The 25,740-nt window shown below is 55.9% G+C and carries 18 protein-coding genes; 8 read left to right on the top strand and 10 right to left on the bottom strand.

The window, feature by feature from the left end:
• Positions 1 to 3 precede the first annotated feature (3 nt).
• On the top strand, positions 4 to 615 hold the full coding sequence (locus ACGG9J_RS04920; RefSeq protein WP_390134151.1) for a LytR C-terminal domain-containing protein: 612 nt from the start codon (positions 4 to 6) through the stop codon (positions 613 to 615).
• Between the two features lie 108 nt (positions 616 to 723).
• Here ACGG9J_RS04920 and ACGG9J_RS04915 read toward each other — a convergent pair whose 3' ends face one another.
• Positions 724 to 2,148: a CCA tRNA nucleotidyltransferase gene (locus tag ACGG9J_RS04915; protein WP_390134149.1), complete on the bottom strand. Its 1,425-nt coding sequence runs from the start codon at positions 2,146 to 2,148 to the stop codon at positions 724 to 726.
• A gap of 108 nt (positions 2,149 to 2,256) precedes the next feature.
• Here ACGG9J_RS04915 and ACGG9J_RS04910 point away from each other — a divergent pair, with 108 nt between their 5' ends.
• The 5 genes from ACGG9J_RS04910 (at position 2,257) to ACGG9J_RS04890 (ending at position 12,004) form a co-directional block, all read left to right on the top strand.
• Positions 2,257 to 2,898 (top strand): NUDIX hydrolase, encoded by a 642-nt coding sequence (locus ACGG9J_RS04910; protein ID WP_390134147.1) that lies wholly within the window; start codon positions 2,257 to 2,259, stop codon positions 2,896 to 2,898.
• Positions 2,895 to 5,108 (top strand): DUF6049 family protein, encoded by a 2,214-nt coding sequence (locus ACGG9J_RS04905; RefSeq protein WP_390134145.1) that lies wholly within the window; start codon positions 2,895 to 2,897, stop codon positions 5,106 to 5,108. The genes ACGG9J_RS04910 and ACGG9J_RS04905 overlap by 4 nt, the downstream gene beginning before the upstream one ends.
• Positions 5,105 to 9,274 carry a lipid II flippase MurJ gene (locus ACGG9J_RS04900; protein WP_390134143.1) on the top strand — a complete coding sequence of 1,390 codons (4,170 nt, stop codon included), beginning with the start codon at positions 5,105 to 5,107 and terminating at the stop codon, positions 9,272 to 9,274. The genes ACGG9J_RS04905 and ACGG9J_RS04900 overlap by 4 nt, the downstream gene beginning before the upstream one ends.
• A gap of 240 nt (positions 9,275 to 9,514) precedes the next feature.
• A complete protein-coding gene (locus tag ACGG9J_RS04895; RefSeq protein WP_390134141.1) occupies positions 9,515 to 10,798 on the top strand; it encodes an aminotransferase-like domain-containing protein in 1,284 nt (427 codons plus the stop codon).
• Between the two features lie 3 nt (positions 10,799 to 10,801).
• Positions 10,802 to 12,004, top strand: a complete 1,203-nt coding sequence (locus tag ACGG9J_RS04890; RefSeq protein ID WP_390134139.1) for a D-alanine--D-alanine ligase family protein — start codon at positions 10,802 to 10,804, stop codon at positions 12,002 to 12,004.
• Between the two features lie 813 nt (positions 12,005 to 12,817).
• On the opposite strand, the gene ACGG9J_RS04885 is transcribed toward ACGG9J_RS04890, so the two are convergent.
• Positions 12,818 to 13,168 (bottom strand): hypothetical protein, encoded by a 351-nt coding sequence (locus tag ACGG9J_RS04885; RefSeq protein WP_390134137.1) that lies wholly within the window; start codon positions 13,166 to 13,168, stop codon positions 12,818 to 12,820.
• A 109-nt stretch (positions 13,169 to 13,277) separates the two neighbouring features.
• Here ACGG9J_RS04885 and trxB point away from each other — a divergent pair, with 109 nt between their 5' ends.
• Positions 13,278 to 14,222 carry a thioredoxin-disulfide reductase gene (gene trxB / locus ACGG9J_RS04880; protein ID WP_390134135.1) on the top strand — a complete coding sequence of 315 codons (945 nt, stop codon included), beginning with the start codon at positions 13,278 to 13,280 and terminating at the stop codon, positions 14,220 to 14,222.
• Positions 14,223 to 14,677: 455 nt separating this feature from the next.
• Here the strand turns inward: trxB and ACGG9J_RS04875 are convergent, their stop codons facing one another.
• From ACGG9J_RS04875 to rpmH, 8 genes are all read right to left on the bottom strand, one after another.
• Positions 14,678 to 16,273, bottom strand: a complete 1,596-nt coding sequence (locus tag ACGG9J_RS04875; RefSeq protein ID WP_390134133.1) for a ParB/RepB/Spo0J family partition protein — start codon at positions 16,271 to 16,273, stop codon at positions 14,678 to 14,680.
• Positions 16,274 to 16,277: 4 nt separating this feature from the next.
• Complete coding sequence (locus ACGG9J_RS04870) at positions 16,278 to 17,225, bottom strand: ParA family protein (protein ID WP_390135316.1); 948 nt, start codon at positions 17,223 to 17,225, stop codon at positions 16,278 to 16,280.
• A gap of 2,125 nt (positions 17,226 to 19,350) precedes the next feature.
• The gene (locus ACGG9J_RS04865) at positions 19,351 to 20,232 is read right to left on the bottom strand and encodes a 16S rRNA (guanine(527)-N(7))-methyltransferase RsmG (protein ID WP_390134131.1); all 882 of its coding nucleotides are present in this window, start codon (positions 20,230 to 20,232) and stop codon (positions 19,351 to 19,353) included.
• 425 nt (positions 20,233 to 20,657) lie between these two features.
• Complete coding sequence (locus ACGG9J_RS04860) at positions 20,658 to 21,299, bottom strand: Jag family protein (protein WP_390134129.1); 642 nt, start codon at positions 21,297 to 21,299, stop codon at positions 20,658 to 20,660.
• A 177-nt stretch (positions 21,300 to 21,476) separates the two neighbouring features.
• Positions 21,477 to 22,499 (bottom strand): membrane protein insertase YidC, encoded by a 1,023-nt coding sequence (yidC, locus tag ACGG9J_RS04855; RefSeq protein ID WP_390134126.1) that lies wholly within the window; start codon positions 22,497 to 22,499, stop codon positions 21,477 to 21,479.
• Between the two features lie 2 nt (positions 22,500 to 22,501).
• Positions 22,502 to 22,813 carry a membrane protein insertion efficiency factor YidD gene (gene yidD / locus ACGG9J_RS04850; protein ID WP_390134124.1) on the bottom strand — a complete coding sequence of 104 codons (312 nt, stop codon included), beginning with the start codon at positions 22,811 to 22,813 and terminating at the stop codon, positions 22,502 to 22,504.
• A complete protein-coding gene (gene rnpA, locus ACGG9J_RS04845) occupies positions 22,810 to 23,313 on the bottom strand; it encodes a ribonuclease P protein component (RefSeq protein ID WP_390134121.1) in 504 nt (167 codons plus the stop codon). The genes yidD and rnpA overlap by 4 nt, the downstream gene beginning before the upstream one ends.
• 26 nt (positions 23,314 to 23,339) lie before the next feature.
• Positions 23,340 to 23,474: a 50S ribosomal protein L34 gene (rpmH, locus tag ACGG9J_RS04840; protein ID WP_015022700.1), complete on the bottom strand. Its 135-nt coding sequence runs from the start codon at positions 23,472 to 23,474 to the stop codon at positions 23,340 to 23,342.
• 329 nt (positions 23,475 to 23,803) lie between these two features.
• On the opposite strand from rpmH, the gene dnaA reads away from it, so the two are divergent.
• Positions 23,804 to 25,549 (top strand): chromosomal replication initiator protein DnaA, encoded by a 1,746-nt coding sequence (gene dnaA, locus ACGG9J_RS04835; RefSeq protein WP_390134117.1) that lies wholly within the window; start codon positions 23,804 to 23,806, stop codon positions 25,547 to 25,549.
• Positions 25,550 to 25,740 lie beyond the last annotated feature (191 nt).

Below are 25,740 nucleotides of genomic sequence, written 5' to 3'. Positions count from 1 at the left end.
AACATGACGAATCCCGAACCACTCGACGAACGCGAGGCCCGCAGGCAGTTCGTACGACGGCGGCAGAAGATGGTCTTCACCATAGTCGTCAGCGCCCTGGTGGCCATCCTGGTCATATGCAGTCTGATCATCTTCGGGTCCATCGGGCATACCGCCAAACATGCCACTATCACCAAGCCCAACTATGGGGTCGCCGTACCCTGCCCGCCTGACAAGTCCAAGCTGGTCAACCACCCAGATATCCGCGTGCGGGTGCTCAACGGCACCAACAAGACCGGTCTGGCCACTGCCCTGGCCTCGGCCCTGCGTATTCGTGGATTCAACATGCAAGATGTGGCGGACTATCCGGGCAAGACCGAAACAGCCCGTACCGAGATACGCTTCGGAGCTTCGGCCATTGACCGCGGCTACACAGTGGGATCCCAATTCAACGATGCCGTTCTGATCATGGACGACCGCAGCGACGATCTGATCGACGTGGTCGTTGGGGCCACCTTTACCGATCTGAACGACGAGGACAGCACTGCAGTCGTAGGCCGCAAGATCGAAGCCATCAAGGGCTGCCAGGCCGATCCCTCTTCCATGAAGAACCTGCCCAAGGCCCCCAAGGCCTGATGCTGTCGAATCCGGCGTAGTGCCGGATTCGACAGCACACCGCCAATATTCGCAGTCTTCCGACCAAGGGCGCCCAAGAAAGACATCCAGGGAAGGTTTGCCCCTGAATCAGGCTTGATCGGCGCTTTCTCTTTGCCACCAGTCCCGCAGTTCCTGCTCGGCTGTCTGCTGATCGACCGGACCCTGATCCAGGCGGTAGTCCAGCATGTGCCGATAAGCGCGCCCCACCTGCGGCCCAGGCTTAAGGCCCAGAATCTGCATAATCTGCTGCCCATCCAAGTCAGGCCGGATGGCATCCAGATCCTCCTGTCGACGCAATTGAGCCACCCTGTCCTCAAGTTCGTCCATGGCGGACGAGAAGACCTGAGCCTTGCGTTTGTTGCGGGTGGTCGCATCGGCCCTGGTCAGGCGATTAAGCCGCTCATAAAGCGGACCGGTCTCCCGCGCATAACGGCGTACAGCCGCATCGGTCCACCGCTCGTCCACGTAGCCATGGAAACGCAGGTGCATGGAGATCAGGTCGCAGACGTCGGCGATCAGGTGGTGGTCGAAGTGCAGAGCCTTAAGACGCTTGCGGGCCAGCCGGGCTCCGACTGCATCATGATGATGGAAGCTGACCTTGCCACCGGGCTCAAAGCGTCTGGTGGCGGGCTTGCCAATGTCGTGCAGCAGCGCGGCCAGGCGCAGGGTCAGGTCCGGGGCGGGCACAGGTCCGTCAGGTCCGGTCTCCAGGGCGATGGCCCGGTCCACCACCATCAGGGTGTGCTCGAAGACGTCCTTGTGCCGGTGATGCTCGTCTATCTCCAGCTGCAGGGCGGGAACCTCGGGCAGAACAATGTCGGCCAAGCCGGACTGCACCAGAGCCTCGATGCCCTGGACGGGGTGGTCAGCCAGCATGAGCTTGGTCAGCTCGTCGCGAATCCGCTCGGCCGAGACGATGCTGATTCGTTCGGTCATCCGGGTAATGGCCTCAGCCGTCTCCGGTGCAATGGTGAATCCCAGCTGGGCAACGAACCGGACGGCCCGCATCATCCGCAGGGGATCGTCGTCGAAGGACTGACGCGGATCCACCGGGGTTCGCAGCACCTGCTTGGCCAGGTCGTTGACCCCCCGGTAGGGGTCTACGAAGATCAGGTCGGGCACCCGCAGAGCCATGGCGTTGACGGTGAAATCGCGCCGTGAGAGGTCTCCCTCAAGGCTGTCCCCATAGTCCACATCGGGCTTGCGGGAATCTGGATCGTAGGTGTCTCGCCGGTAGGTGGTCACCTCCACCTTGACCTCGGTTCCGTCAGGACGCCGCCGAAGCGCGCCCAAGGTGCCGAATTTGCGCCCCATGTCCCAGAATCCCGACCCCCAGTGGCGCAGGATGGGTTCGAACTGCTCGGGCCGTGCCGAGGTGCAGAAGTCCAGGTCATGGGAGGGCCGGTGCAGGAGCAGATCGCGTACAGGACCCCCTACCAACGCCAGTTCATATCCCTGCTCGGCGAAGAGGCGCCCGAGCTCGATGGCCTCCGGCCAGACTTGGAAATCCACGCTCACCCTTTCCTACGGAGTTGATGCGCCTACTAGCATACCGTTACCCCACCTGCACATTACCTTACGTAGAGTTGGAGTATGATTACGCCCGCAGACATGGCGCGCATGCTTGCACATAGCGCCGCCGCTGCGGACACCCATGCCCGCGGCCAGCAGAGGCGAGGCCATCTTGTGGAGACTGTAAGCGAACGTCTGGATCCGCAGGTCCGCGAGCGCATACGGACCGAGGATGACGCCCCCACGCCTGCTCTCATGCCCCGGCACAAACACGCTTCCGGTCCTTCCACCTTCGCCTCCCTGGATGCCCAGGAGCTGCCCGTGGTGCGTGAGTATTCAGCGGGCGGACTGATCTTTGACCCGCACGACCGGGTGGCCATCATCGCGCGGCACTCCCGCTCGGGCCACTTGGAATGGTGCCTGCCCAAGGGACATATCGAGAAGGGGGAAACACCCGAGCAGACGGCCGTGCGCGAGGTGCACGAGGAGACGGGGATACTGGGCAGGGTGACCGATTCCATTGCCACCATCGACTACTGGTTCACCGGGACCAATCAGCGGGTCCACAAGCTGGTTCATCATTTTGTCCTGCGAATGATAAGCGGATCCCTGAGCGTGGAGGGCGATCCCGACCATGAGGCCGAGGACGCCATCTGGGTGGACTTCTCCGACCTGACCTCAGTGCTCAGTTACCCCAATGAGCGTAAGATAGCCTGGCTCTACGCGAGGAAGTATAAAAAACAGCCATGATCCAGACCCCTCTGCGCCCGAGCGGGCGCACCAGCCAGCGCACCCATGCCTTCGGACGATGGTCCCGGTGGGCTCGAATCCTGCAGGCAACCCTCCTCCTGCTGGCTCTGGTGACGACTCCCTGGCACCCGACACCAGCCTTGGCTGCCGCTAATCACCAGAGCTCAGCTGAGGTCGCCCTGCGCTGGTCAACACCAGTGGTGAACGATAAGTCCGGCTACTCCCTGCGCGCCGCGGTGACCAACACTGCGAACCGACCCATGGAAAATGCCCGTCTGACCGCGTCCACCAGCGCTCTTTATTCTTTCAGCTCCCGGGCCGATATGCAGGCCTGGTCCGAAGGCCACGCCCGCATCCCCACCCCGGACGTTCTGGGTACGCAGACCGTACCGACGATTCCGGCCGGGCAGAGCATCGAGGTTTCTGTCAACGTGCCCGCTGATCAAGACACGCTCAAGAAGATGACCAGCTGGGGGCCCAAGCCTGTCCGGCTGTCCCTAAGCGATGATCAGGACCAAGTCCTGGGCGACGTATTCACCTTTTTGACCCGGACCTGGGATGGCCTGCCCACCGCAGGCACCCCCGCCCTGTCCCTGACCATGGTCATGCCGCTGACCTCTTCGGACTGGAACATTGACGACAAGGCTATGACAGCGCTGATGACCCAGTCCGGTTCCGGATCCGAGTCAGGTTCGGGCAACGATAAAAACCAGAGCGTGACACTGACCCGCCAGGGGGTCCGCCGCCAGGAGGATCAGAGTCAGCTGCTGACCAAGCACGGGTCCCTGCAGGCCCTGGGCGATCCGGTCTACCTGTCCACCTTCGCCAACCGTCCCCGGATTCAGGGGCTGATCCAGCCAGCCGACTTCGACATCACCGGGTACGCCTCCCAGAGTCAGGATCGCTATCCCAAGGCTGGGGTCACACCCGAGTCCTGGAGCGCCCAGACCGCAGCCAAACTCTATTCTGACGCCGAGCCTGGCACATACGCCTGGCAGGGCAGGCAGGAGTGGACCATGGAGTCCATCACTGCAGCCCGCCGTGCTGGCTACCAGACGATCATCGCCCCCCAGGGCTTCGAGGTCGGCGCCGGCACCTCCGCTCACACCGGCAAGTACACCATCGAGACCAAAGCCGGACAGGTAACCGTCCTGTCGGCTCAACGAGAGCTCAGCAATCTGGCCAGGGGCCATCCCAGCTCCACGCGCGCCACCGGGGAACAGACCCCAGCGGGACAGACGGCCCGCTTCATCGCTCAGAGCGCCTTTTACCAGATGGAACAGCCTTACGCCGAACGTTCCCTCCTGGTCTGCTTCGATGCTGATCAGGACACCCAGGAGGCGGACCGGATCATGACCGAGCTGGAGCACGCCCCATGGATCAGCCTGGTGTCCATGAACAACCTGATGCAGGCGCCCGACTTCACTGGCGGCTCGTCGGGTCTGCTCAAAGCCCTGGAGCTCAGCGGCGACAGGGACAGCGACAAGCATGGCGACGGCTCGACAGGCACCTTGGACTCCCTGATCGCCAGCCGGGCCGACATCGACCGATTCGCTACCTCCATCCTGGCTGACGGCAAGCAGGAGTCCCAACCCACCGCCAGTGCCACGGCAGGCAAGACCGACAGCCAGGCCCTGGCGCGCCAGGATGCCGACGCCACCGCCCGCCAGCCCAAGGATCCACATCAGTGGCTGAGCCAGCTGACCGCCGCCCACGACGACCTTGCTCTGAAGTCACTGGGAGGAACCGCAGCCGCCGCTGGTTTGGCCGATCAGGCCGAGGCCATATCCCACCGACTCCTGGACGGGGTCAGCATCACGCCCAGTGAATCTCTGAACGTCGTCAGTGAGACGGCCTCCATGCCCGTGACCGTCAGCAACAGCCACCCCTACCCTGTCCACGCCCGCATCAGCGCCCGAACCGACTCCATGGAGATCGTCACATCGCGTATGGCCGAGGCGGTCATTCCCGCCCGATCAGAAGCCCAGGTGACTTTCAAGGTCAGAGTGGCAGCAGCCGGCAGAGCCAATGTGGATATCGGCCTGCTGGACAGCCAGGGGCGCCCCTTCGGCCAGGTGCGCCGGGTTCAGATCACCAGTAATCTGCGACTGAGCGACATGAGTGGCCTGATTATCATTGTCATCGCCGTGCTCCTGGGACTCCTGGGGCTCTGGCGGCAGTTCCACCGTACGAAGGACCCGGACGAATGAGTTCCGTAGGGCGCAATTCCGCCATCATGGCCACGGGCACCGCGGCCTCCCGCGTGACCGGGCAGATCCGCACCATCCTATTGGCAGCCGCCATAGGCACCACCGGAATCGCAGCTGATGCCTACCAGACCGGCGCCATGATCCCTCAAGTCATGTTCACTCTGATCTCGGGCGGCATCTTCAACGCCGTCCTGGTCCCGCAGATCGTACGCACCCTCAAGGAGCGGGACGCAGCGGACCGCCTGAACAAGCTGATCACAGTCGCCATGGTCCTCCTGGCCCTGCTGACCCTGCTGCTGATGCTGGGCACTCCGGTGCTGACCACCATCTATCTGAACTCCAAGTGGAACCCGGCACAGCGGGCCCTGGCCAACTCCTTCACCCTCTGGTGCATGCCGCAGGTGTTCTTCTATGGGCTTTACACTGTCCTGGGTCAGATTCTGGCCGCCAAAGGCCGGTTCACTGCATACGCCTGGAGCTCGGTGGGCGCCAACGTCATCAGCTGTCTGGGCTTCCTGGTCTTCATCCTTCTGTTCGGCAACGCCCGCAATCAGCCCGTCGGCTTCTGGGACAACAGCAAGGTGGCTCTGACCGCTGGGGCCTGGACCTTGGGTGTGGCCTTCCAGGCGCTGGTCCTCTTCATCCCCCTGATTATGAGCGGCTTCCGCTACCGTCCACGCTGGGGCTTGCGCGGAATCGGCCTGCGATCCATGGGCTCAGTGGCGGCATGGAGCATGTGTGTGGTGATCATCAACCAGCTGGCCAACGTGGTCAATGCCCGCATCAACAACGGCGCGCCTCTGGAGGGCAACCCATTCGACATCGCCGGCAATGGCTCCTATCAGAACGCCTACACGCTCTTCATCCTTCCTTATTCACTAGTAGCCGTCTCGGTCAGCACGGCCCTCTTCCCAAAGCTGTCCAAGGCAGTGTCGGACGGCCGCATCGGGGATGCCCGCAATGATCTGAGTCAGGCCCTGCGCAACATCGGACTGGTGATGTTTTTCTTCTGTGCAGTCCTTCTGGCAATTCCAGTGCCCATCACCAGAGCCCTGCTGCCCTCTGTGGGCGTCCATGAGGCCGTCCTGATCTCAGGGCCGCTGATAACCCTGTCCCTAGGACTGGTCCCTTCGAGTGCCTTCCTGCTCATTCAGCGCACCTTCTACGCTTTCGAGGATGGCCGCCATCCGTTCATTTTCGCAGCCGTTTCCAATTCCATCCAGGTAGTGCTGGTTCTGGCATCCATACGTCTGTTCCCTCCCCGCTACTGGGCGGCCCTGGTGGGGCTGAGCTTGTCCCTGAGCGACATTCTCAGCTTCCCCATCCTGACGCATATGCTGCGCAACCCCTTCCAAGGGGATCTGGACGAGCGACGGATCCTGACCACCTACGCCAAGGCCTTTCTGGCTGCAGGACTGTCCCTGGCAGCTGCCCTGACGGTCAAGACACCGGTAACCCACCTGGTCGGCGCCTGGATTCAAGACCGACAGGGTCACATGAGCTGGGTGCAGGCGCTCTTCATCTGCGTGATCATCACCCTGCTGACAGCGACCATCTATGCCGTGACCCTGGTAGCCCTGCGCACCCAGGAATTCGTCCAGCTCCTGGTCGATCTGGCCCGTCGTCTAGGCAGGACTGCCCGGCACCCCGTCCGCAGCCTGGATGCCCTGCAGGAACGGCCCTCCCGACTGGCCGACCGCTCGGTCAGAGTGGTGCATTCCTCCTCCCCCGACTCCGCCCTGCCAGGCCTGGACGCGGCGCTGGAGAACTTTGAGGAGGCCAGCGAGCCCGGCACTGATGGAGAATCCGCGATAGCCGGGCCTGCGCCGACCCAGCCGACCTCGCAACCCGTTAGGATTGTGCCTAGGAACAGCAAGGTCCACCACGGTGCCGCCGACTACAGGCGGCGCCCCACTTCTGATGAGAGCTCGGCAACCATGAACGCGCATATCGGAGACACCATCCTCGGCAGATACACCCTGGTCACCCTGCTCCGCCGCGCGAACGGTCTGAGCGCCTGGCGAGCAAAAGACAAGGTTCTGGACAGAGACTGCCAGCTCTTCATCGCCGGGGATTCAACCTGCATGGACCGGATCAACGTCAATGCCTCCAGCTTGGCGCTGAGCAAGGACCGTCGCTTTACCCCGGTCTACCAGTTGCACACTCGCGACAAGGTCTCTCTGATCGTCACCGCCCCCGATGCCGGCATGTCCTTGAGGGATTACATGCACGGACCAGGTGGGGAAACACTCAGCGACAGGGCCATCGGCACCATCATGGGAGAGGTCACCGAGGCCATGCGCACCCTGCATGCCGCTGGCATGGTCGACTATGCGGTCTCCACGAGCACCATCAGGCTGGCGCCAGCCTCGATCACTCTGGCGGATGCACCTATATCGCCCATGCTCGAGCACCCGTCGGCCTCAACTGAGCAGGGATTGACGGATGAGGAGTATGCCATACGCGAGCTGGCCGGCGTGCTTTATGCCATGCTGACCGGCAGGCCGGACCAGGACGGACGGCAGCCCAGTCTGCAGGAGCTGCCCAAGCACACCGCGGAAGAGTTCAGAATCATCTGCATGCGTGGGCTGGGCTTGGCTAACGAGCGGGGAGCTGCGCCGATTCCACTGGTTACCCTGGCGGAGCTCTCGGCACTGCTCAGCCCATGGATCCCGCCTGAGGAACTGACCGACAGCGATCTGATCTGGCCCGAAATGGACGGCCGTGCCTCCATCGAAGCCGTGGCCCTGCGCCCAGTGGACCCCAAGAATGTACTTCCGCTTCCTAAAGGTCTGACCTCCTCGGCCCTGCCTGCCGCGCAGACCGTATCTCACCATGAGCCACACTGGAAGACCAACCAACTGCTCTTCCCCGGCCGCAGCGAAATTGAAATGCTCAATCCGGAAGATACGGATACCGATCTCTTCTCGCTCTTTGACGAGCGCCAGCGGCTGCGCTCGCTGAACAGCTCTTCCCGCAACAAGACCGCAGCCATGGATGTGAGCGCACTCAGAGCTACGACGGTCCGGCCTGCAGCCATGAATGAGGATGAGTCCAAGGCCGTGACTGGACGTATGCCGGTCGTTAAAGACGACCAGCACGGACCATCCGAGGCTCTCAGCGGCAACGGCGTGACTGCCAATAATCCCGTGGAGCGAGGATTCTCCCAGTGGGACTTCCACAAGTCCGGCAGCGGGCAGGATGCTGCGGCAGGCAGCCGCCAGGTCAAGACAACAGCCAATGAAGGTCCACATGCGCGCCAAGCAGGAGCCACGGCTGCCGAACCGCTTGTCGGAGGAGATCCTGCATCCCGGAATGAACACTCTGGTTCCGCCGCTGTTTCTGACGGAGCCAAGACCCCTGATTTCGACGAGGAGGAGCAGCAGACCACGGTCATCGAGCCACTGCCGCCCAGTTTCACGCCCGAAATCCACTCCATGCCCGTGCCAGCGGCCTATTCAGCACTTCCGGACGATGAGGAGGATAAGGACCTGGATGATGAGGCTGATATAGCCGACACCCGTCTATTCGGCCGCTTCACGACCCGCTCAGTGGTCATCGCCATAGCGGCCGTAATCGTTGTGGTGGCCCTGGTCTGGGCCCTCTCAACCATTACCGGGTCCCGACCCCATGTCAGTAAAGATGATGGCGGCTGGCCGGTCATGTCCAACGTTCCATTCCCCGGCAAGACCGATGAGAGCGAAGAGGCAACTCCTTCCACACATGGCAACGGCAATGGTCAAGCCAAGGCCGGTGCCGATGCTGAGACCGCCAAGGTCAGCCATGCCGACAAGAAGGCCGGGAAGGTTCCCGATCCACCCAAGCCTAAGAACACCACGGCCTATCAGTCGGATCGTCAGCTCTTCCTCAACAAGCCTGCTGGCCTGCAAGGGTACGGATGGTATATGCACCTGACCAAGCCGGAAGAGGTATCCCGCCTGACCATTGTGGCACCTCAGAGCGGCGGCCATGCCCAGATCTATGCGAATTCCACAGCAGCTCAGCCCAACCAGGGACAGCCGCTGGCCGACTTCAGCTTCGATCCTTCAGGCACCACTCAAGTCACCCTGCACGAGCCGGTGACGACTCAGGACCTGGTAGTCTGGGTGCCCATGGACGGCATGCCAGGAAATACCCTGCGCTTCACTTCCGTCCAAGCTTTCTAAGCATGTCTGTGGATCGATGCCCGAATAGCGAACGCTCTTTCGGCCGACCCGCAGACCACCTGTCGACCGTCATTGCCTGCAAACTCCATGAACCATCAGCCAAGCACGGCTGCCCGCCCACCGGTATGCCCATACCATGGGTGTACCGAAATGGTAATGTGTTGGATTTTTCCTCCAACATGGCGCCCGCAGGTAATACAGTTTCCTTAGACAATGGCGGCAGGAAGGCGGAAGTCAGTTATGGCGGATGATCCCAATATCGCATCCAAGGTCATCAAGAACGATCCCTGGTACAGCTCCTATGCGGCACGGGCCGAGCAGATGCGCGCCTCCGAAATTCGTGCTCTCTTCGCCGTGGCCAATCGGCCTGAGGTGGTCTCCCTTGCTGGCGGCATGCCCTACCTGGGCCGGATGCCCTTCGATAAGCTGGCCGACCAGCTTGGCGACATGCTGCGGAGCAAGGGCCAGGTGGCCTGGCAGTATGGATCAGCCCAGGGCGATCCCCATCTGCGCGAAGATGTACTGCCCATTATGGAGCTGGAAGGCATCAAGGACGTCCAGCCTGATGATGTGGTCATAGTCAACGGTTCCCAGTCGGGACTGGACCTGATCACCAGAATTATGTGCGACCCAGGCGATGTAGTGCTGGCTGAGGCACCCAACTATGTGGGTGCTCTGGGCGTCTTCCAGTCCTTCCAGGTCGATGTGGTCAATGTGGCCATGGACGGCGACGGGCTGATCCCCGAAGCTCTGGAGCAGACCATTCTGGAGCAGCGCCGCCAGGGCAGGCCGGTCAAGTTCCTTTATACTGTGCCCAACTTCCACAATCCTGCCGGAGCCACCATGAGTGTCGAGCGGCGGCCACGAATCATCGAAATCGCTAAAAAATACCACGTGCTTATCGTCGAGGACAATCCATACGGACTGCTGGCATTTGACGGCCAGACCTATCCAGCCCTGCGCTCCTATGACTCCGAGGGCATTGTCTACCTGAGCAGCTTCTCAAAGATCATCGCCCCGGGCATGCGCGTTGCCTGGATGGTTGCGCCTCCTGGCATCCGGCAGAAGCTGGTCCTGGCCAACGAATCAGCCATTCTCTGCCCGTCCAACATGAGCCAGATGACCATCACCACCTACCTGGACAACTTCGACTGGAAATCGCAGATCAACGATTACCGGGGGATGTACAAGGAACGCTGCGATGCCATGGACGAGGCTCTGAAGAAGTATCTGCCCTACTGCTCATGGCTGAAGCCCAAGGGCGGCTTCTACATCTGGCTGCAGATACCCCAGGGGCTCAACGCCAAGGACATGCTGCCCAGGGCGATCACCGCCAAGGTGGCTTACGTGTCGGGCACAGCCTTCTACGATAACGGGGAGGGGGCAGACCATATGCGCCTGTCCTTCTGCTATCCCACCCCCGATCGGATCCGCGAAGGAATACGCAGACTGTCCACGGTCATCGAGAATGAACTCGCCACCGTCCGGCTGTTCGAGCCTGACAGCGGCAAGGAAAGGGGCTGAATCATGGCGGCCAAGCACAGCAAGACACCCCGGCAGCAGACCGGCGGCAAAACCCCGGCAATTGACAAGGCCAAAACAGCCGCGAGCGCAACGACGACCACAGTCGCAAGCACGGCCGCCACCACGGCCGCGAGCGCTGGCGAAGTGGCCAAAAGAGCCAACCGGACCTCACATCGCTCTATCCGCGAAGCCACACCGGTCACTATGGACGATGTCCGCTCCCTGGCGAGCAAGGCCACCAAACGCGCCGATAAGTCGCTCCTGGTTATCTGCGGCGGCCTCAGTCACGAGCGCGACGTCTCCATCAGCTCGGGACATCGAGTCCAAGGATTCCTGGAAGAGGCCGGATGGACAGTTCGCGTCCACGATATGGATGGCTCGCTCCTGCCGTACCTGACCGATGAGTCGACCCGCCCTGATCTGGTCTGGCCACTGCTCCACGGTGCCAACGGCGAAGACGGATCCATCCGTGATGTCTTGGAGATGGCAGGACTGCCTTACATCGGCTCCCGGGCCAAGGCCTCCCGGACCGCCTGGAGCAAGCCCATCGCCAAGAACGTTGTCCGCATGGCCGGATTGCAGACGCCACACTCCGTGACCCTGCCCGAATCCATGTTCCGCGAACTGGGAGTCGAACCCGTTATCGATATGCTTCTCGGCTCGCTTGGCCTCCCGCTCTTTATCAAGCCCACCATGGGCGGCTCGGCAATGGGATGCACCATGGTGACTGAGCAGAGCCAGCTCCCCCAGGCCTTGATCAACTGCTTCGCCTATGGTGATGTGGCTCTGATCGAACAGGCTGTCACAGGCACCGAGGTCTCCGTGTCCATCCTCGAATTTGAGGGACACCCTCTGGTTCTGCCTCCGCTCGAGATCTGGACTCCCTCAGGCACCTACGACTTCGAGGCTCGTTCCACACCCGGTCCGACGGAATTCTATGTTCCAGCCCGGCTGGATGCCAGGACCACAGAGGCCGTGAGCGATGCCGCGCTCACAGCGCACCGGGCTCTGGGGCTCCGCGATATCTCACGCACCGATTTCATCGTCGATGCTCAAGGCCAGCCGCAATTCCTGGAGTCCAACGTGGCGCCCGGCATGACAGACACCTCGCTTTTGCCGCAATCAGCCCTGGCCGCCGGCTACAATTTGCCAGAGCTATACACTGCATTAGTTCAATCAGTTTTGAATCAAAAGCGAACCGACTGAAACCTCGAAGCCTGCCCTGTTCTGCCTATCACTTGGCTATCATGAGCGGTCCATGTGACGTACTGTGTCGAATTTGCGCAACATGCATCGCATGTGACCTGCAAGGCAGAAGGTATGCATGCACAGAGACGGATAGCACACAGGACGGGCACCATATATACGATACGAATTACTAGACAGAGCAGTACACTTCACTGCAGTGCACTTCATTTACTGCAAGAGCACGGACTAACACAGGCCGAACACCACCCATGACGGACAGTGAATCCCGCCCGCTCAAGGTGTGAGCCGAGCCACGATGTGAATCAGATGACAATGAATACAGCCTTCGCGGGATTGCAACCACTTCGGATCCTGCATCAACTGGTACAAGATTATTTTGTCAAGACAGGCCCGACTGCATACTACATATAGGCATCGCTGCTTATATATCAACAAGAACTGAGCCGTTCGTGCTGCTCCATCGAGAATTTCGAGCAATATTTGCGTTTGCACCTGCAAAGTTCCGCTCTGCCATCAGCTTTGTTGCCCCGGATCAATCACCTTGCTTTGTTCGTACTCATTGCTGAGAGCACGGTATTCCTACCGGCATCCATTTATCGAGCCCTATTGCTTATGATCGGCCTGCTCGCCTCCCCTGCTCCAAATTCCGTCGAAAAACCATTGATTCCATCCGAAGCGGTGGACACATAGATCCCAGCACATCTGTCCTGGTTTAAAGACCATACTGGAGTAAGATCAAACAAATGATTGAAACCGAACTTCCACCATAATCACCATGATCAAACTGACTACCACCTTGCTAAATAAGTTTTACTTGTCTCTGTTGCTTTCCCCGCTATTGTCCAATGTGCACGAAGAGCTTTCACCAAATCCTTCCGGAGTCGAGGAAGCATGCCGTTCGGCAGTTCTAGCAGCCGTATCTTCATCAGCACCAGGGCTTTTGTCTATTATCGGAGAATCCGCATCCAACTTGTCGTCATTGTCATCAGAGCTTGGAGGATTCCAAAAACGCCAGCTATGCCAGCCGTCATCCTCACTCTTATCGTCTGTTTGATGGCTGGGATGCTCTCGCAACAGTCGATCAACTCGGAGCATAAACCAGATCATCACCAGAATCGTCCCAAGATTGGTTACGATGGCCACTACCACGGTTTTCTCCATGGTTCAAGAATAGCTTGATCTTGTCAGAGCCGAGCTTACTGTGAGATAACTAGCACCCTTTTCGCCCACCGCGTGTGGCCCGGTCATCCTGCATGGATACAGTAGCGATATGAAGCAAACTGTTCATGATGCCATTGTCATAGGGTCCGGACCTGCTGGTTACACCGCCGCTATTTATCTTGGCAGGGCTGGGTATGCTCCACTTGTTATTGCTGGAGCCCTGACGCCCGGCGGTCAGCTTATGAACACGACAGAAGTAGAGAACTTCCCTGGATTCCCCAAAGCGGTACTTGGCCCCGATCTGATGGATCAGATGCGCGATCAGGCCGAACATTTCGGAGCTCAGATCGAATATGATGATGTTGTTTCTGTCGACTTGAGCGGAGACGTCAAACGGATCACCACCGATGGCGGTGAAGAATACCGGGCTCGGGTCGTCGTTATCACCACAGGTTCTCAATATCGTAAATTGGAGATTCCTGGTGAGCGCGAATTTTCAGGCCGAGGGGTATCCTACTGCGCCACATGCGACGGCTTCTTCTTTAAGAAGAAGCCGATCGTGGTCGTTGGCGGCGGCGACTCGGCCATGGGTGATGCAGATTTTCTGACTCGTTTCGGCTCTTCCGTAACATTGATCCACCGTCGCCAAGGCTTCCGTGCTTCCAAAATCATGGTGGACCGTGCCAAGGCCAATGACAAGATCAACTTCCTGCTCGATTCAGTCGTAACGCGGATCAACGGCGACGATAGTGGCGTGACCTCGTTGGATGTACGCAATACAGCCTCGGGCCAGGAGTCCTCTATTCCAGCGAACGGAGTTTTCGTCGCTATCGGATTCACCCCTCAGACTGCTTTTCTTAATGGCCAAGTGGATCTTGACCAGGATGGCTATATCTTGGTCAAGGGTGGATCAACAAAGACTTCTGCAGCTGGAGTCTTTGCTGCTGGTGATGTTACCGACAAAATCTATCGTCAGGCCATCTCAGCTGCTGGCATGGGTTGCCGTGCTGCTTTAGATGCTCAGGAATATCTTACGAGTTTGGATAACCGATAGGACCTGATAAGCCACGCGAACTACAACATATGTGCCTGGCAGTTTAAGATTGCCTGGCACATCGTTTATATCAATTAGGCATAGCCGTCTATAGCAACTGCATATCAGTCCTTGTGACGCACCCATTCAAATACAGGCGGCTATTCGGCTGAGGTACCGATTCAACCAAGTATAATTACCCAACAGAATGACCCAGTAAATCAGTCAGCAGTGATTCACAATCCAGCAGTCTGGCAATAGATTTGCACATCTCGCCAAACCTTCCAATACTAACTATAAACTTGCCTGGTCGGCGAATGAAATATACTCATAACTGTCAAATCATTCTAGATATAGGGCAAATGCAGCGATTGCTCATTTGCTCATACCAAGCTTGATTAAACTCTGCAACAATCGCTTACATGAACTGCAGGATTTGGATAAGCAAACCCTGCAGTCGCATTTCCAGAATGGGATTAAACCCAGCCTTTATCGTCCGAGCGGCTGTTATTGCTTACGGATTGATTCTTATCCAAAAGAATTGCAACAATTCGGTCCATATCTTCCGGCGAAGAAAATACGATTTCTATTTTCCCATGCTTTTTAGTGCCCTTTATAGCCACTTTCGTATCAAAGTGACTCTCCAGATCTTGGCGTACGGGACTATTGGCCCAAGCGTTTACTCTAGGTTTTTTTGCTTTCTGCTTCGTCTGCCCGGTCTGCAACGCGACGAGTTCCTCGGTAGATCTTACCGACAAACCCTCAGCAATGATCTTATCTGCTATAGCAGTCATGGATTTTTCATCCGGCAAAGTCAGCAAGGCGCGAGCATGTCCGGCTGATAACACACCTGAGCTTACCTTTTTCTGCACACTGAGAGGCAACTTCAATAACCGAAGCGTATTAGTAATTTGAGGCCTTGACTTAGAGATTGACTTAGACAAACCGTCCTGAGTCAACCCGAACTCATCGATCATCTGCTGATAAGCTGCCGCTTCTTCCAACGGATTAAGAGCCACTCTATGAAGATTCTCAAGCAATGCATCACGCAACATGGTGTCATCGCTCGTTGTTTTCACAATTGCAGGTATGGTATCGAGACCAGCCAATCGAGTAGCGCGCCAACGACGTTCACCCATTATTATCTCATAATGGGTTGTTTGTCGCAGATTCGCTTTTCTTTGATTTAAAAGCTGGCTCGTTCGCTCTTCACCAGTCTCAATGTCAGATACTTGCGATTTACTTTCCGCACTGACAAGGGATGCTGTTTTATTCCCATCGGATTGTGCACTGTCTGCAGAAGTCAATCTGCGCACCACTATGGGCTGCAACACGCCAACTTCCTTGATGGAGCGCGACAGTTCCAGTAGTTCGTCTTCATCGAAGATTTGCCGCGGTTGCTGGGCGTTGGGCTTAATGTCATCTACACGCACTTCAGCCAAGTACCCACCTTGAACGGGTTTCAATTGCTCTTGGCTACTAGCATTCGCCTCATTGGGTTCATTATTGTTACCCGCAGTAGTTGCATGGTTATCGCTTGGTCGAGTTTCCATTGCCCGTCGACCGACAGTCTTGCTCGATTCCGTCGCTGGCGATGTTTCACGTGAAACATGTGTCGTCGCAGAACCAAAGAATAAATCACTGGGGTGTTCCAACCCGCTAATATGTGGGACAGGCCGGCGCTTAGCAGTCCCCTTTGATGTTGATGTTTCACGTGAAACATCCACGTTTAGCGATCGGGGAATGCTGACACGCTTTTGCTTCGCGTTGTTAGAACGCTTACGACGACTCTTGGAAGAATCGGCTGAAGCGACTTGTTGAGAACTTGCATGATCCGAATGTATAATGCTGCGTTCTTGTTTCGCCTTGTCTCTTACTGTAGAGCTCGTCGCTGAGCGCTTTTGACCATTCGATTCCGTATCCAATTCCTGAAGAGCCGGGCGCTTGTTGCCAGAATTCGGCTCGTTATAACCTTGTTGTTGACTAGTGTCAGTAGGAGTCTCGTCATCTTCACCTGGCAGTGCAGGAAACAGAGCCCCCAAGCCCTTGCCTAACCGAGAACGGCTCGTCATGTCCTCACTCCCCCTGTCTTCTATTGGCGATATGTTCAAGCACCCGCTCGGACCTCTGAGCGATCTCTAATGCTGCCTCTTCATAGGCGATGGCTCCCGCCCCCTTGGGGTCATAGGTGACAACGCTTTGTCGGAAGCTGGGAGCTTCAGAAATCTTGACTGACCGGGGAATTGTCGTATTGAGCACTATATCTGGATAATGTTCTTTGACTTGATCAAAGACTTCTTTGCTGAGCAACGTCCGCCTGTCGTACATAGTCAACAACATGGTAGAAATCACGAGATAGGGATTGTAGCTTTGCTGAACAAGTCCTATCGTATGCAGCAGTTGTTGCAACCCTTCAAGGGCATAGTATTCAGCTTGCACAGGGATCAATACCTCATTGACTGAACACATGGCATTCAGTACCAATAATCCAAGACTAGGCGGGCAATCAACCAGAATATAGTCATAATGCTGCTGACAGTCTTTGAGATAATCAGCAACTGCTTTTTTCATTAGCTGATTACGGTTCGGCATATCCGCAACTTCCAGCTCAGCGCCACTTAAATCAATAGAAGAAGGAACAACCTCCAGGCTTGGAAATTCTGGCGAAACCACCTTAACATCGTCTATTCCAAGACGACCCTCAAGCACATCGTAAGTTGATGGCGTCCCAGACTCATGGGCTACACCTAATGCAGTAGAAGCATTGCCTTGTGGATCCATATCTATGACCAACACACGTTCACCGAATTCAGCGAATGCGCACGCTAAATTGACAGTAGTCGTAGTCTTCCCTACTCCACCTTTTTGATTTGCGACCGCAATGAATCGTGTTCTTGAAGGGTGAGGAAACTCAGCTCGACGTAAGGCCTGATAACGTGCAGAAAGGTCTGCCATCTCTGCGCCGGCCACCGAACCGGTCCCGTCAGCGAATATTCGATTCAGAATATCCGTTGCCGTCTCCATACCTGATGTGTTCGACGTCTTTTGCTCACCGGCGTCAAGGGTATTTCTCGAAACGGGTTTCACCTTCTTCGATGTGGTCACGAACCTTCCTCCTTTTGATAACAATTCGATTTTCCCGTCCTCGTTGGACATGTCAAAGCAACTGCAAGTTATACACAACCTTTGTTTATAACTGTGGATAAGTGTGGATAGCTTTCTCATCACCTCTACGACTGATCCTTGCCCAAAGATACTAATTTTGCCTTGTAATTATTGACAATTTTGACCCTTCTCATTCCAAAAAACAGTCCACGAATACTAATGTGGATAATTCTTTCGTTAACTCTAAATTGTGCATAACTTAGAGGCCACGAAATAATAAATCTTCTACATCGGTCAAGTAACCAGCACCATGCGTGGTTATAATCAATGATTTCATCCACCTGTTAGATAGCAGTTCTAAAACTGCTGGATCTCCCAGATCAAACCCTCTTTTGACCGCTAACCTTATACAACTGCTCAGCAAAAGATTGTTTCACGTGAAACATCTCTATTGCCTTGAAAAGTACCTTACCTTGTAAATGGTCTACTTAGGAGAGTCAACTTAGGTCATCGGATGCATTTTTTATATCTGTCGTATTCTCCAAAAGCGTTCTTTACAACAATAGCTTCAGCCCGATTCAGGCGAAAGCTCACTGACAGATTATAGATAATCATTCCGGGTTGTATATTGGGAGCTATCTACATTCAGATTCGTTCACATTATATTTTTCTTACCTTTATCATGACCGGAAATGCTGTCCACTAAAAGGACCTGTGCTGGATGAGTTCTTAGCTCAAACACCTGAGAGTCTTTGAATCATCTTTTTGCTTATATTTCAATGGTCGGCCACAAAAATGTTGTGCTCTGTGTCTATAGTTTCACGTGAAACATCCTGCTCTCTGCTGCATTGACGTTAATCAGGTAAGAGCAACTAGCTTGAATGAAGTACTTTAAAAAATTCATCGCAAAATTATTCGATTATGAACAAATATGCTCTACTAACTCAAGCACACACCTGACAGCGAATTTAGCTATGCCTATCACTGCAAATGATCACCACTCCAGATGTTCATTACTCCGAATACTCATCACACATGATGCTCATCAATAAATAATCAATCAACCTGCGCTGATATATATGGGCCTAGAAAGAGCCGTGATTTGATGATGTTTCACGTGAAACATCGGTTAAAATAAAAGACCAAGTATTAAATCTCTTTCTATCAGCCGTTTAATTGCTGCCATCGTAGCGAACCACAAATTAATCAAGACGTGAGATGGTTTTGAGACACACGTTGGTTGGGACCATTTGATCGCCAACTCACACAATCATCCATTCCATCAGCAAGAACGAAAAGGAAGCATCAACTCAGCTGCAGGACTAGTAACGAAGAGATGACAAGACTTCTCGAGTGCTTCAAAATGCAAGGCACCCGGCACATTCCGTTGAAATCAATTACTTAGTACATCAAGGAAAGCGCAAATACAAGAGAGTAGTATAGAGCTGGCAAGATTAATAGATCGGTGAGTAATAAAATAACAGCATCTCAAGCAACAGCCAGAGCAAACTAGCAATTTAGCTTTAGAGGGCAGCAGAATAATCTATTCCATAATGAGCGTTGCACGATAGATATAGCGCTAGTTTGCAGCCATGCTCGGTACGAAATAGCGCTTCCAACAGAGTAGCTAAAAGTGATAGCTAAGGCTGATAAATATAATCTGGAAAATAAAGAAAACATACTAGAATTTTATTTCAAACAATATACATATATATAAATAGCTGATGGCTGGTATATATAGCTTAAGGATAAACTATGATCTCTAGAATTTCTAGAATAATGGGAAATGCGTCTGAGATAGGCAGCACGGATCAGGCAGGCGCTTGCCCCTCCCCCTGAACCTGGCTGGTCGTCAATTCTGAAAAAGTAGCGACTCGTTAAGTCACTGTCTATAAAAGACCAGGTTAATAGAACATAACTTAATAACCATGTAAGGAGTTTTTATGTTGACAAAGAAAAGTTGATGCTCTAATTGAGTCTTTTTTTCAGCATGCTGAATTTCAGACACCAAAGTCATTAAGTACTAGAATACCAGCTTCCCGCTTTAGCGTTTGTCAACAAGAACCACGTGAGTATCCTCAAGGCCAGGTGCGACAGGAGCCTGACAAACCCGTGGATTCTCTCCATGACATTTCTTTATCTCTTTGGCAGCCTTATCAATTTCCGCCTGCGCCGATCGACCCTTAAGCGCAATAAGCTGGCCCCCAGATTTCAAGAGGGGCAAAGTCCATCCAGCGAGCTTGGTCATAGGCGCTACGGCGCGGCATGTCACGACATCGAAAACCTCCGGAATCGAAGGAGTAGTATCGATATTTTCCAAGCTTGCTCCACCTGTCGTCACTGAAGGATCATGTCCATTCGAATTTTGTCGGCTGTCACCATCGCTGGCTGCGGCCAAGGTTGAAGAACCGCGGCTGGAAGCGGAAACCGCACGTTCCTGGCTTCGACGACGGCCATGACGGCGGTGTTGAGAACCTTTATTGTTGTGACGCTTTGACGTAGTGGAGGATTGCCGAGCCAGATCTTCTGCACGCTTACGGACCACAACCGCATTAGTCAGATCCAGTTCATCAATGACTTCCTGCAGCCAGATTACACGTCGTTCCATTGGCTCGATAAGGGCGACATTGCATTGCGGAAGACACGCAGCTAGTACAATACCTGGGAAACCCCCGCCTGACCCTATATCCGCCACTGTTGCTGTCTGACTGTCAGTGGTCAATTGGCCTCGTACGAAAGGCACAATCGCGGCCGAATTGAGTATGTGCCGCTCCCAAATAATACCCTCATCGCGAGGGCCAATGATGCCTCTCTCTACACCCTCACGCAAGAGCTTGTCATGAAAACGCTGCATGGGCACAAGAGCATCGCCGAGCACCTGGCTCAAGAGGGGACTATCGTTGAGCTCATCATTCACAACAGCCATGTCAACTCCTCATATTCACATTCGGTGTCCATTCGATCGCAGTTGCTGATCACGACGCCATCATGCTGTCTTGTACTCATCGCATTCAGCCTGCCGTAATCAAGACCTGCATGGATCCCGAAGACCCTTGTCGACCTATGATTCTCAACTCAAAAGCACCGAGGGCTGTACATCAGTATCCTAGCGGAAACAGCACAGAAGGCTGTTTCTGATAGAGGATCACCGACCAAGCGCATTCCGAATTAAAGACTATGGCAACTAAGCACCATCATGAACCAGAGAACACTACACATCTGACAGGCGACACAACCCTAGCCTGTAGCACGACAGTCTTAGATTGCATGGCTGCACCGAATAATGGACTAATCCAAAAAAGGCGGCGTCATGAATACTTCATCGACGGATAGCCCCGTATGGCTTTACAGTCACTCCCTATCGGCATCCTCAGAATCGTCATCAGCAGCGTAGTCAGTCGAATCATCGACCTGACTGGTTTCATCCACGTCAAGCCGAGCATCATACCCGACTGGCACATCCTCAACATCGTCAGGCAAGTCTTCGTCTTCGCTCTTGGCCTTCAGATAGACCGTGACGTAACGGTGGGGCTCCTCCCCGTGGGAGCGTGACTTCAACCCCTCTTCGCGGACCATGTCATGGACGATCTTGCGCTCGAAGGAGTTCATAGGCTTCATATTGACGGGATCACCGGTTTCACGGACCTCGTCAATCACATCCAGGGCCTGCTCGCGAAGATGCTCCCGCTTGCGCCGCAGGAAGCCGTCCACATCCACGATCAGATGAGAGCGCTCCCCTATCTTCTGTTGCACGGCCAACCGCGTCAGCTGTTGAAGAGCGTCGACTACCTCGCCATCCTTGCCGATCAGATGCTTGATATCCGTATCGTCGTCAGCCACAATCTGCACGGTCGGACGGTGGTTGCGCACCCCCATCTCTATATCGCCTTCGTAATCGGCGATATCCAGCAACCCCTCCAGATAGTCGGCGGCAACATCCGCCTCCTCATTGAGTTGCTCGATGGTCTTTCCCTGGTCCAGAGACTGAGACATCTATGCTCTCCTTACACGCGTTTACATCCGATTCATAACCTCAGGTCCACTGGATTCCTGGTCACTAATCGAGTGTCCAGTATTGAGGATACACGGACGTGATGATTGCAGACTACTCCAGTATCCGCCCGACCGAAAGCTCAGTCACCACGTCGGCCACCGCTGCTAGTAGCCACATCAATGGCCACGACGTTTGCGGTGGGGCTGAGAGCGTTGGTGGGAGACATTCTTGTTGTTTCGGGCCTTCTCTTCCAGCCGCTTAGCCTCCATCAGCTGCTCCTCTTCCAGAGAGGGCAGCCCCTGGCGCTTGCGGCGGGCGTTCTCATGGCGGTGATCCCGCTCTTCCTTGCTCTCGGCGGCTGGCGAACCCGGCGTGGGCATATGGCGAACCTGGAAGAGTGTGCGGCCCAGGTTCCACAGGTTGTTGGTCAGCCAGTAGATCAGTACGGCGAAGGGGAAGTAGATGCCCGAGAAGATGTACATGACCGGGAAGATGAATGCCATCATCTGCTGCATCTTGTACTGCTGTCCCTGCATGGCCGACCTGGGCATGTTCCGCCGGACATTATGGAACTGCGAGTAGAACATGGCCAGGCACATGAGCACGATGAAGACCACAATGACTATGCGGCCCGCACCCTGTGCCGACATGAAGTTGTCCGAAATCCGCAGTCCGAAGAAGGTGGTCTCCTCGAATTCTCGCGCCACCTGCCGATTGAAGGCTCCCAGAGGTGCCCGCTTGCCCCGGGCGATGAAGGGCACCGCTGAAAGCACATAGAACATGGTCATGAAGACCGGGCCCTGGACCAGCATGGGCAGACAGGACCCCATGGGGTTGGCATGATTATCCTGGTAGACCTTCATGGTCTCCCGGCTCATGGCCTCTCGGCTGGCTGGATCCTTCTTGTTGCGGTACTTGTTCTGGATCTTCATCAGCTTTGGCTGCAGGGCCTGCATCTTTTGCATGGATCGCAGCTGCTTGATGAAGAGCGGCAGGACACAAAGGTTGACGACCAGCACCAGCATCACTACCGAGAGCGCCCATGCCACTCCGGGTCCCTTGTGGAACCCGATCAGGGTCAGAAACTTGTGGCAGTAGGTCATGATGTAGGTCATGAGCCACTCGATCGGGTACAGGATCTTGTAGAAGAAGCCGTATATGCCCGTATCGAAAGTGAAAGTGTCGTTGTTCTGGAACATTGTCAGGCCGTCTCCTTGTCTGGGGCCATAGGGGTCAGCCGGGCCTCCTCATGGGCCTTGGACCACGAGAACCGATAGAAGATGGAAAATCTTCGGGGCACGTCATCGATCCCGCCGTTGTTGAAGGGAGTGCATCGCAATAACCGCAGAACGGCCAAGATAGTTCCTCGCAAGGCTCCAAACCGCCGCAGGGCGGTCAAAGCATACTGTGAACAAGTCGGATAGTAACGACACCTCGGCGGCGACAGAGGCGAGATGTGGAGCTGATACCAGCGGACTGCACCCTGCAGAGCCTGGGAGGCCAGGCCGTTCATGCTCGGCATCCTTCCCTGGCTTCCGGCCGTTGAGCCGGTTGACGCTTGGATCTGGCCAGATGCGGGCCGGGCTGTCCTTGCACATCAAGGCCTGCGGCAGTTTTTTCAGTCTTGCGCATAAGGTCACGGAAGAGCCTGTCCACTTGCTCCCCCAACTGCTGGTAGGTAGCTCCGGCTGCACTTGGTTTGGCACGCATGACCAGATCACAGGAGGATGGCAGCAGGTCCTCCTTGGATCCGGCAAGTTGCCTGAACCGGCGCTTGACCTTGTTCCTGGTCACGGCCTTGCCTACATTTTTGGATACAGCAAGCCCCATGCGGCGTCTGCCCGCAGGCAGGATGTCATGCCGCTCTTCGCGCACAGCCGACGTCGCCGGCAGCGGGGTCGCCGTCCGGCCAGACCCAGGAATCGAATAATGAATAACCAGATCCCGGCTGCTGACCCTATGGCGTCGCCTGAGCACCGCTGTGAACTCCCGGTGGCTCCTCAGCCGCTCCACCTTCTGAGAAAGGATTAGGATCCGACTCAGGCGGAGAGCGTCCGGCGGCCCTTGGCCCGGCGGCGGTTGATCAGTGCGCGACCGGAGCGGGTACGCATGCGAGCACGGAATCCGTGCTTCATGTGGCGGCGGCGATTATTGGGCTGGAATGTCCTCTTCATATTTCCTTGCTCCCGTGTGTAGACATACTCGAGTACGGCTCGTTATGAGTCAAGCTATATCACGGTACACATGAGTCGGGACGGAGTCAAACAGGCTTCCGTCACCCAACTAGCGAGGACTGCTTCATACCCTGCAAAAACACTGTCATAGCGTGAAAAAGAGCTTCCTTACTTATCCACAAATTACATCACTGTTATTCACATTCAACGTAGATACAACACGCTAACCTGTGGATAACCACGCAAAGTCGGTGTAACAATGAGCTACTGTCGACTTTGAGAGAAGCAGGAAGACCGGGACGATCCGTCGAGAAGAGAGGAGCTCACTGATGGCGCAGGATCCGCTGGATGCCGCTGCCCAGGCCAAGAGAATCTGGGATGCGGTCCTGCAGGTGCTCCGCTACAGCAGCTCACTGACCTCCAGGGACAAGGGCTGGCTGGAGGACATCACCCCTGAGGCGGTCTTCGGCACCACCATTGTTCTGCGGGTCTCTTCCAAAGCCACCCAGGAGGCTGTGCAGGGACCGCTCAGCCAGCCTGTCCTCAATGCACTGCAGCTGGTCACCAACCAGGAAATGTTCCCGGCCATCAAAATCGTCTATCCAGAACAGCTGGCCAAGCAGATGACGGCCGATCAGCAGAGCGACCAACGCGCATCCGCCATGACCGGGTCCGCCCCAGGTAGTGGCGAGTTTCGTCAAGTTCCCAGTCCTGCTCAGGATCCCTACGGCGACTACCAGCGTCAGACCGGCGCCGAACGATCCTCCGGTTCTGAGACCCGCTCGGACTGGCGGGCAGAGAATGCCGCGACTTCCAAGTCCCCGGTTGTTTCCATCAATGACTTTCATCAGGGCACCTATGTGCCCATGACCTTGGACATGCAGGCCGAGCTGTCCGAGCCTCCCTCTGTCATGAGGCCAACGGCAAGCGGTGATGCCGACCAGCAAAACGAGGCAGAGAGGACCACATCCCGTCCCGCCTCTTTCACTGTGCCCCGCTTCCCCATGAGTCAGAACAGGGTGGAGCGCGACCCTCAGACTCATCTGAACAAGAACGCCACCTTCGATACCTTCGTCCCAGGCGACTCCAACCGCTTTGCGCGGACTGTAGCCTTGGCCGTTGCCGAAGGATCAGGCCAGGACTTCAACCCCTTGTGCATCTACGGCAGCTCTGGCCTGGGCAAAACCCATCTGCTCAACGCCATCGGAAACTACGCTTTGGTCAAGGATCCCTCGCTCAAGGTCCGATACGTCAACTCGGAGGAATTCACCAACGAATTCATCGATGCCTTGCAAAACTCCACCCAAGGGTCGGGCCAGATTGCGGAATTCAACCGTCGCTACCGGCAGGTGGACGTGCTCCTTATCGATGACATCCAGTTTCTGGGGGGCAAGGAAGCCACCCTCGACCAGTTCTTCCATACCTTCAACGCCCTGCATGACGCCAACAAACGCATTGTCATCGCCTCGGACGTGGCCCCCAAGAATCTGAAAGGCTTCGAATCGCGACTGATCTCGCGCTTCGACTCAGGTCTGACTGTGGATGTCAAGCCGCCAGACCGGGAGACCCGGGTGGCCATCCTGCGAATGATGGCCTCCATGAACGGCGTCAGCATCCCCAACGAGGTCCTGGATCTGATTGCGGAACGCTTCACCGAGAACATCCGAGAGCTCGAAGGGGCTCTGACCCGCGTCACAGCTGTGGCCAGTCTCAATAATCAGCCTGTGACAACAGCCTTGGCTGAACAGACCCTGCAGGACTTCTTCTCTACAGACGTAGAGATCAAACCCACTGACATCATCTCCCAAGTGGCCAAGTACTTCCATCTCACCTTTGATGATATCGTCGGCCGCACGCGCACCAAGAACATTGCTCTAGCCCGGCAGATTGCCATGTATCTGGCTCGAGAAATGACCAGCATGTCCCTGGTAGACATTGGCGAGGTTTTCGGTGGTCGTGACCACACCACGGTCATGCATGCTTACACACGCATCTCCAATGAGATGCAGGAGAAGCGGGAGATTTACAACTACGTTATGGAGCTGACCGTCCGGCTTAAGCAACCTCAGAATTGATGCGACACGCAGACATCAGTGTGTATCGATAGAAAAAGATATCCACCTACTTATCCCCGAGTGTGGGCAAACCTTGGGAATAACCCACCGATTTTTCGGGGAAAAGTGGTGGATCATCAGCGAATAACCACCGGTTTTTTGTGGATAAATTGGCAGAAACTCCGCCTTGTGGATAAATCGGCTTTTTAAGC

The sequence above is a fragment of the Bifidobacterium apicola genome (assembly GCF_042846865.1).
Classification (GTDB): Bacteria; Actinomycetota; Actinomycetes; order Actinomycetales; family Bifidobacteriaceae; genus Bombiscardovia; species Bombiscardovia apicola.
Note: the sequence above shows the minus strand (reverse complement) of the source record. Positions and strands in the feature narration are given on the sequence as shown.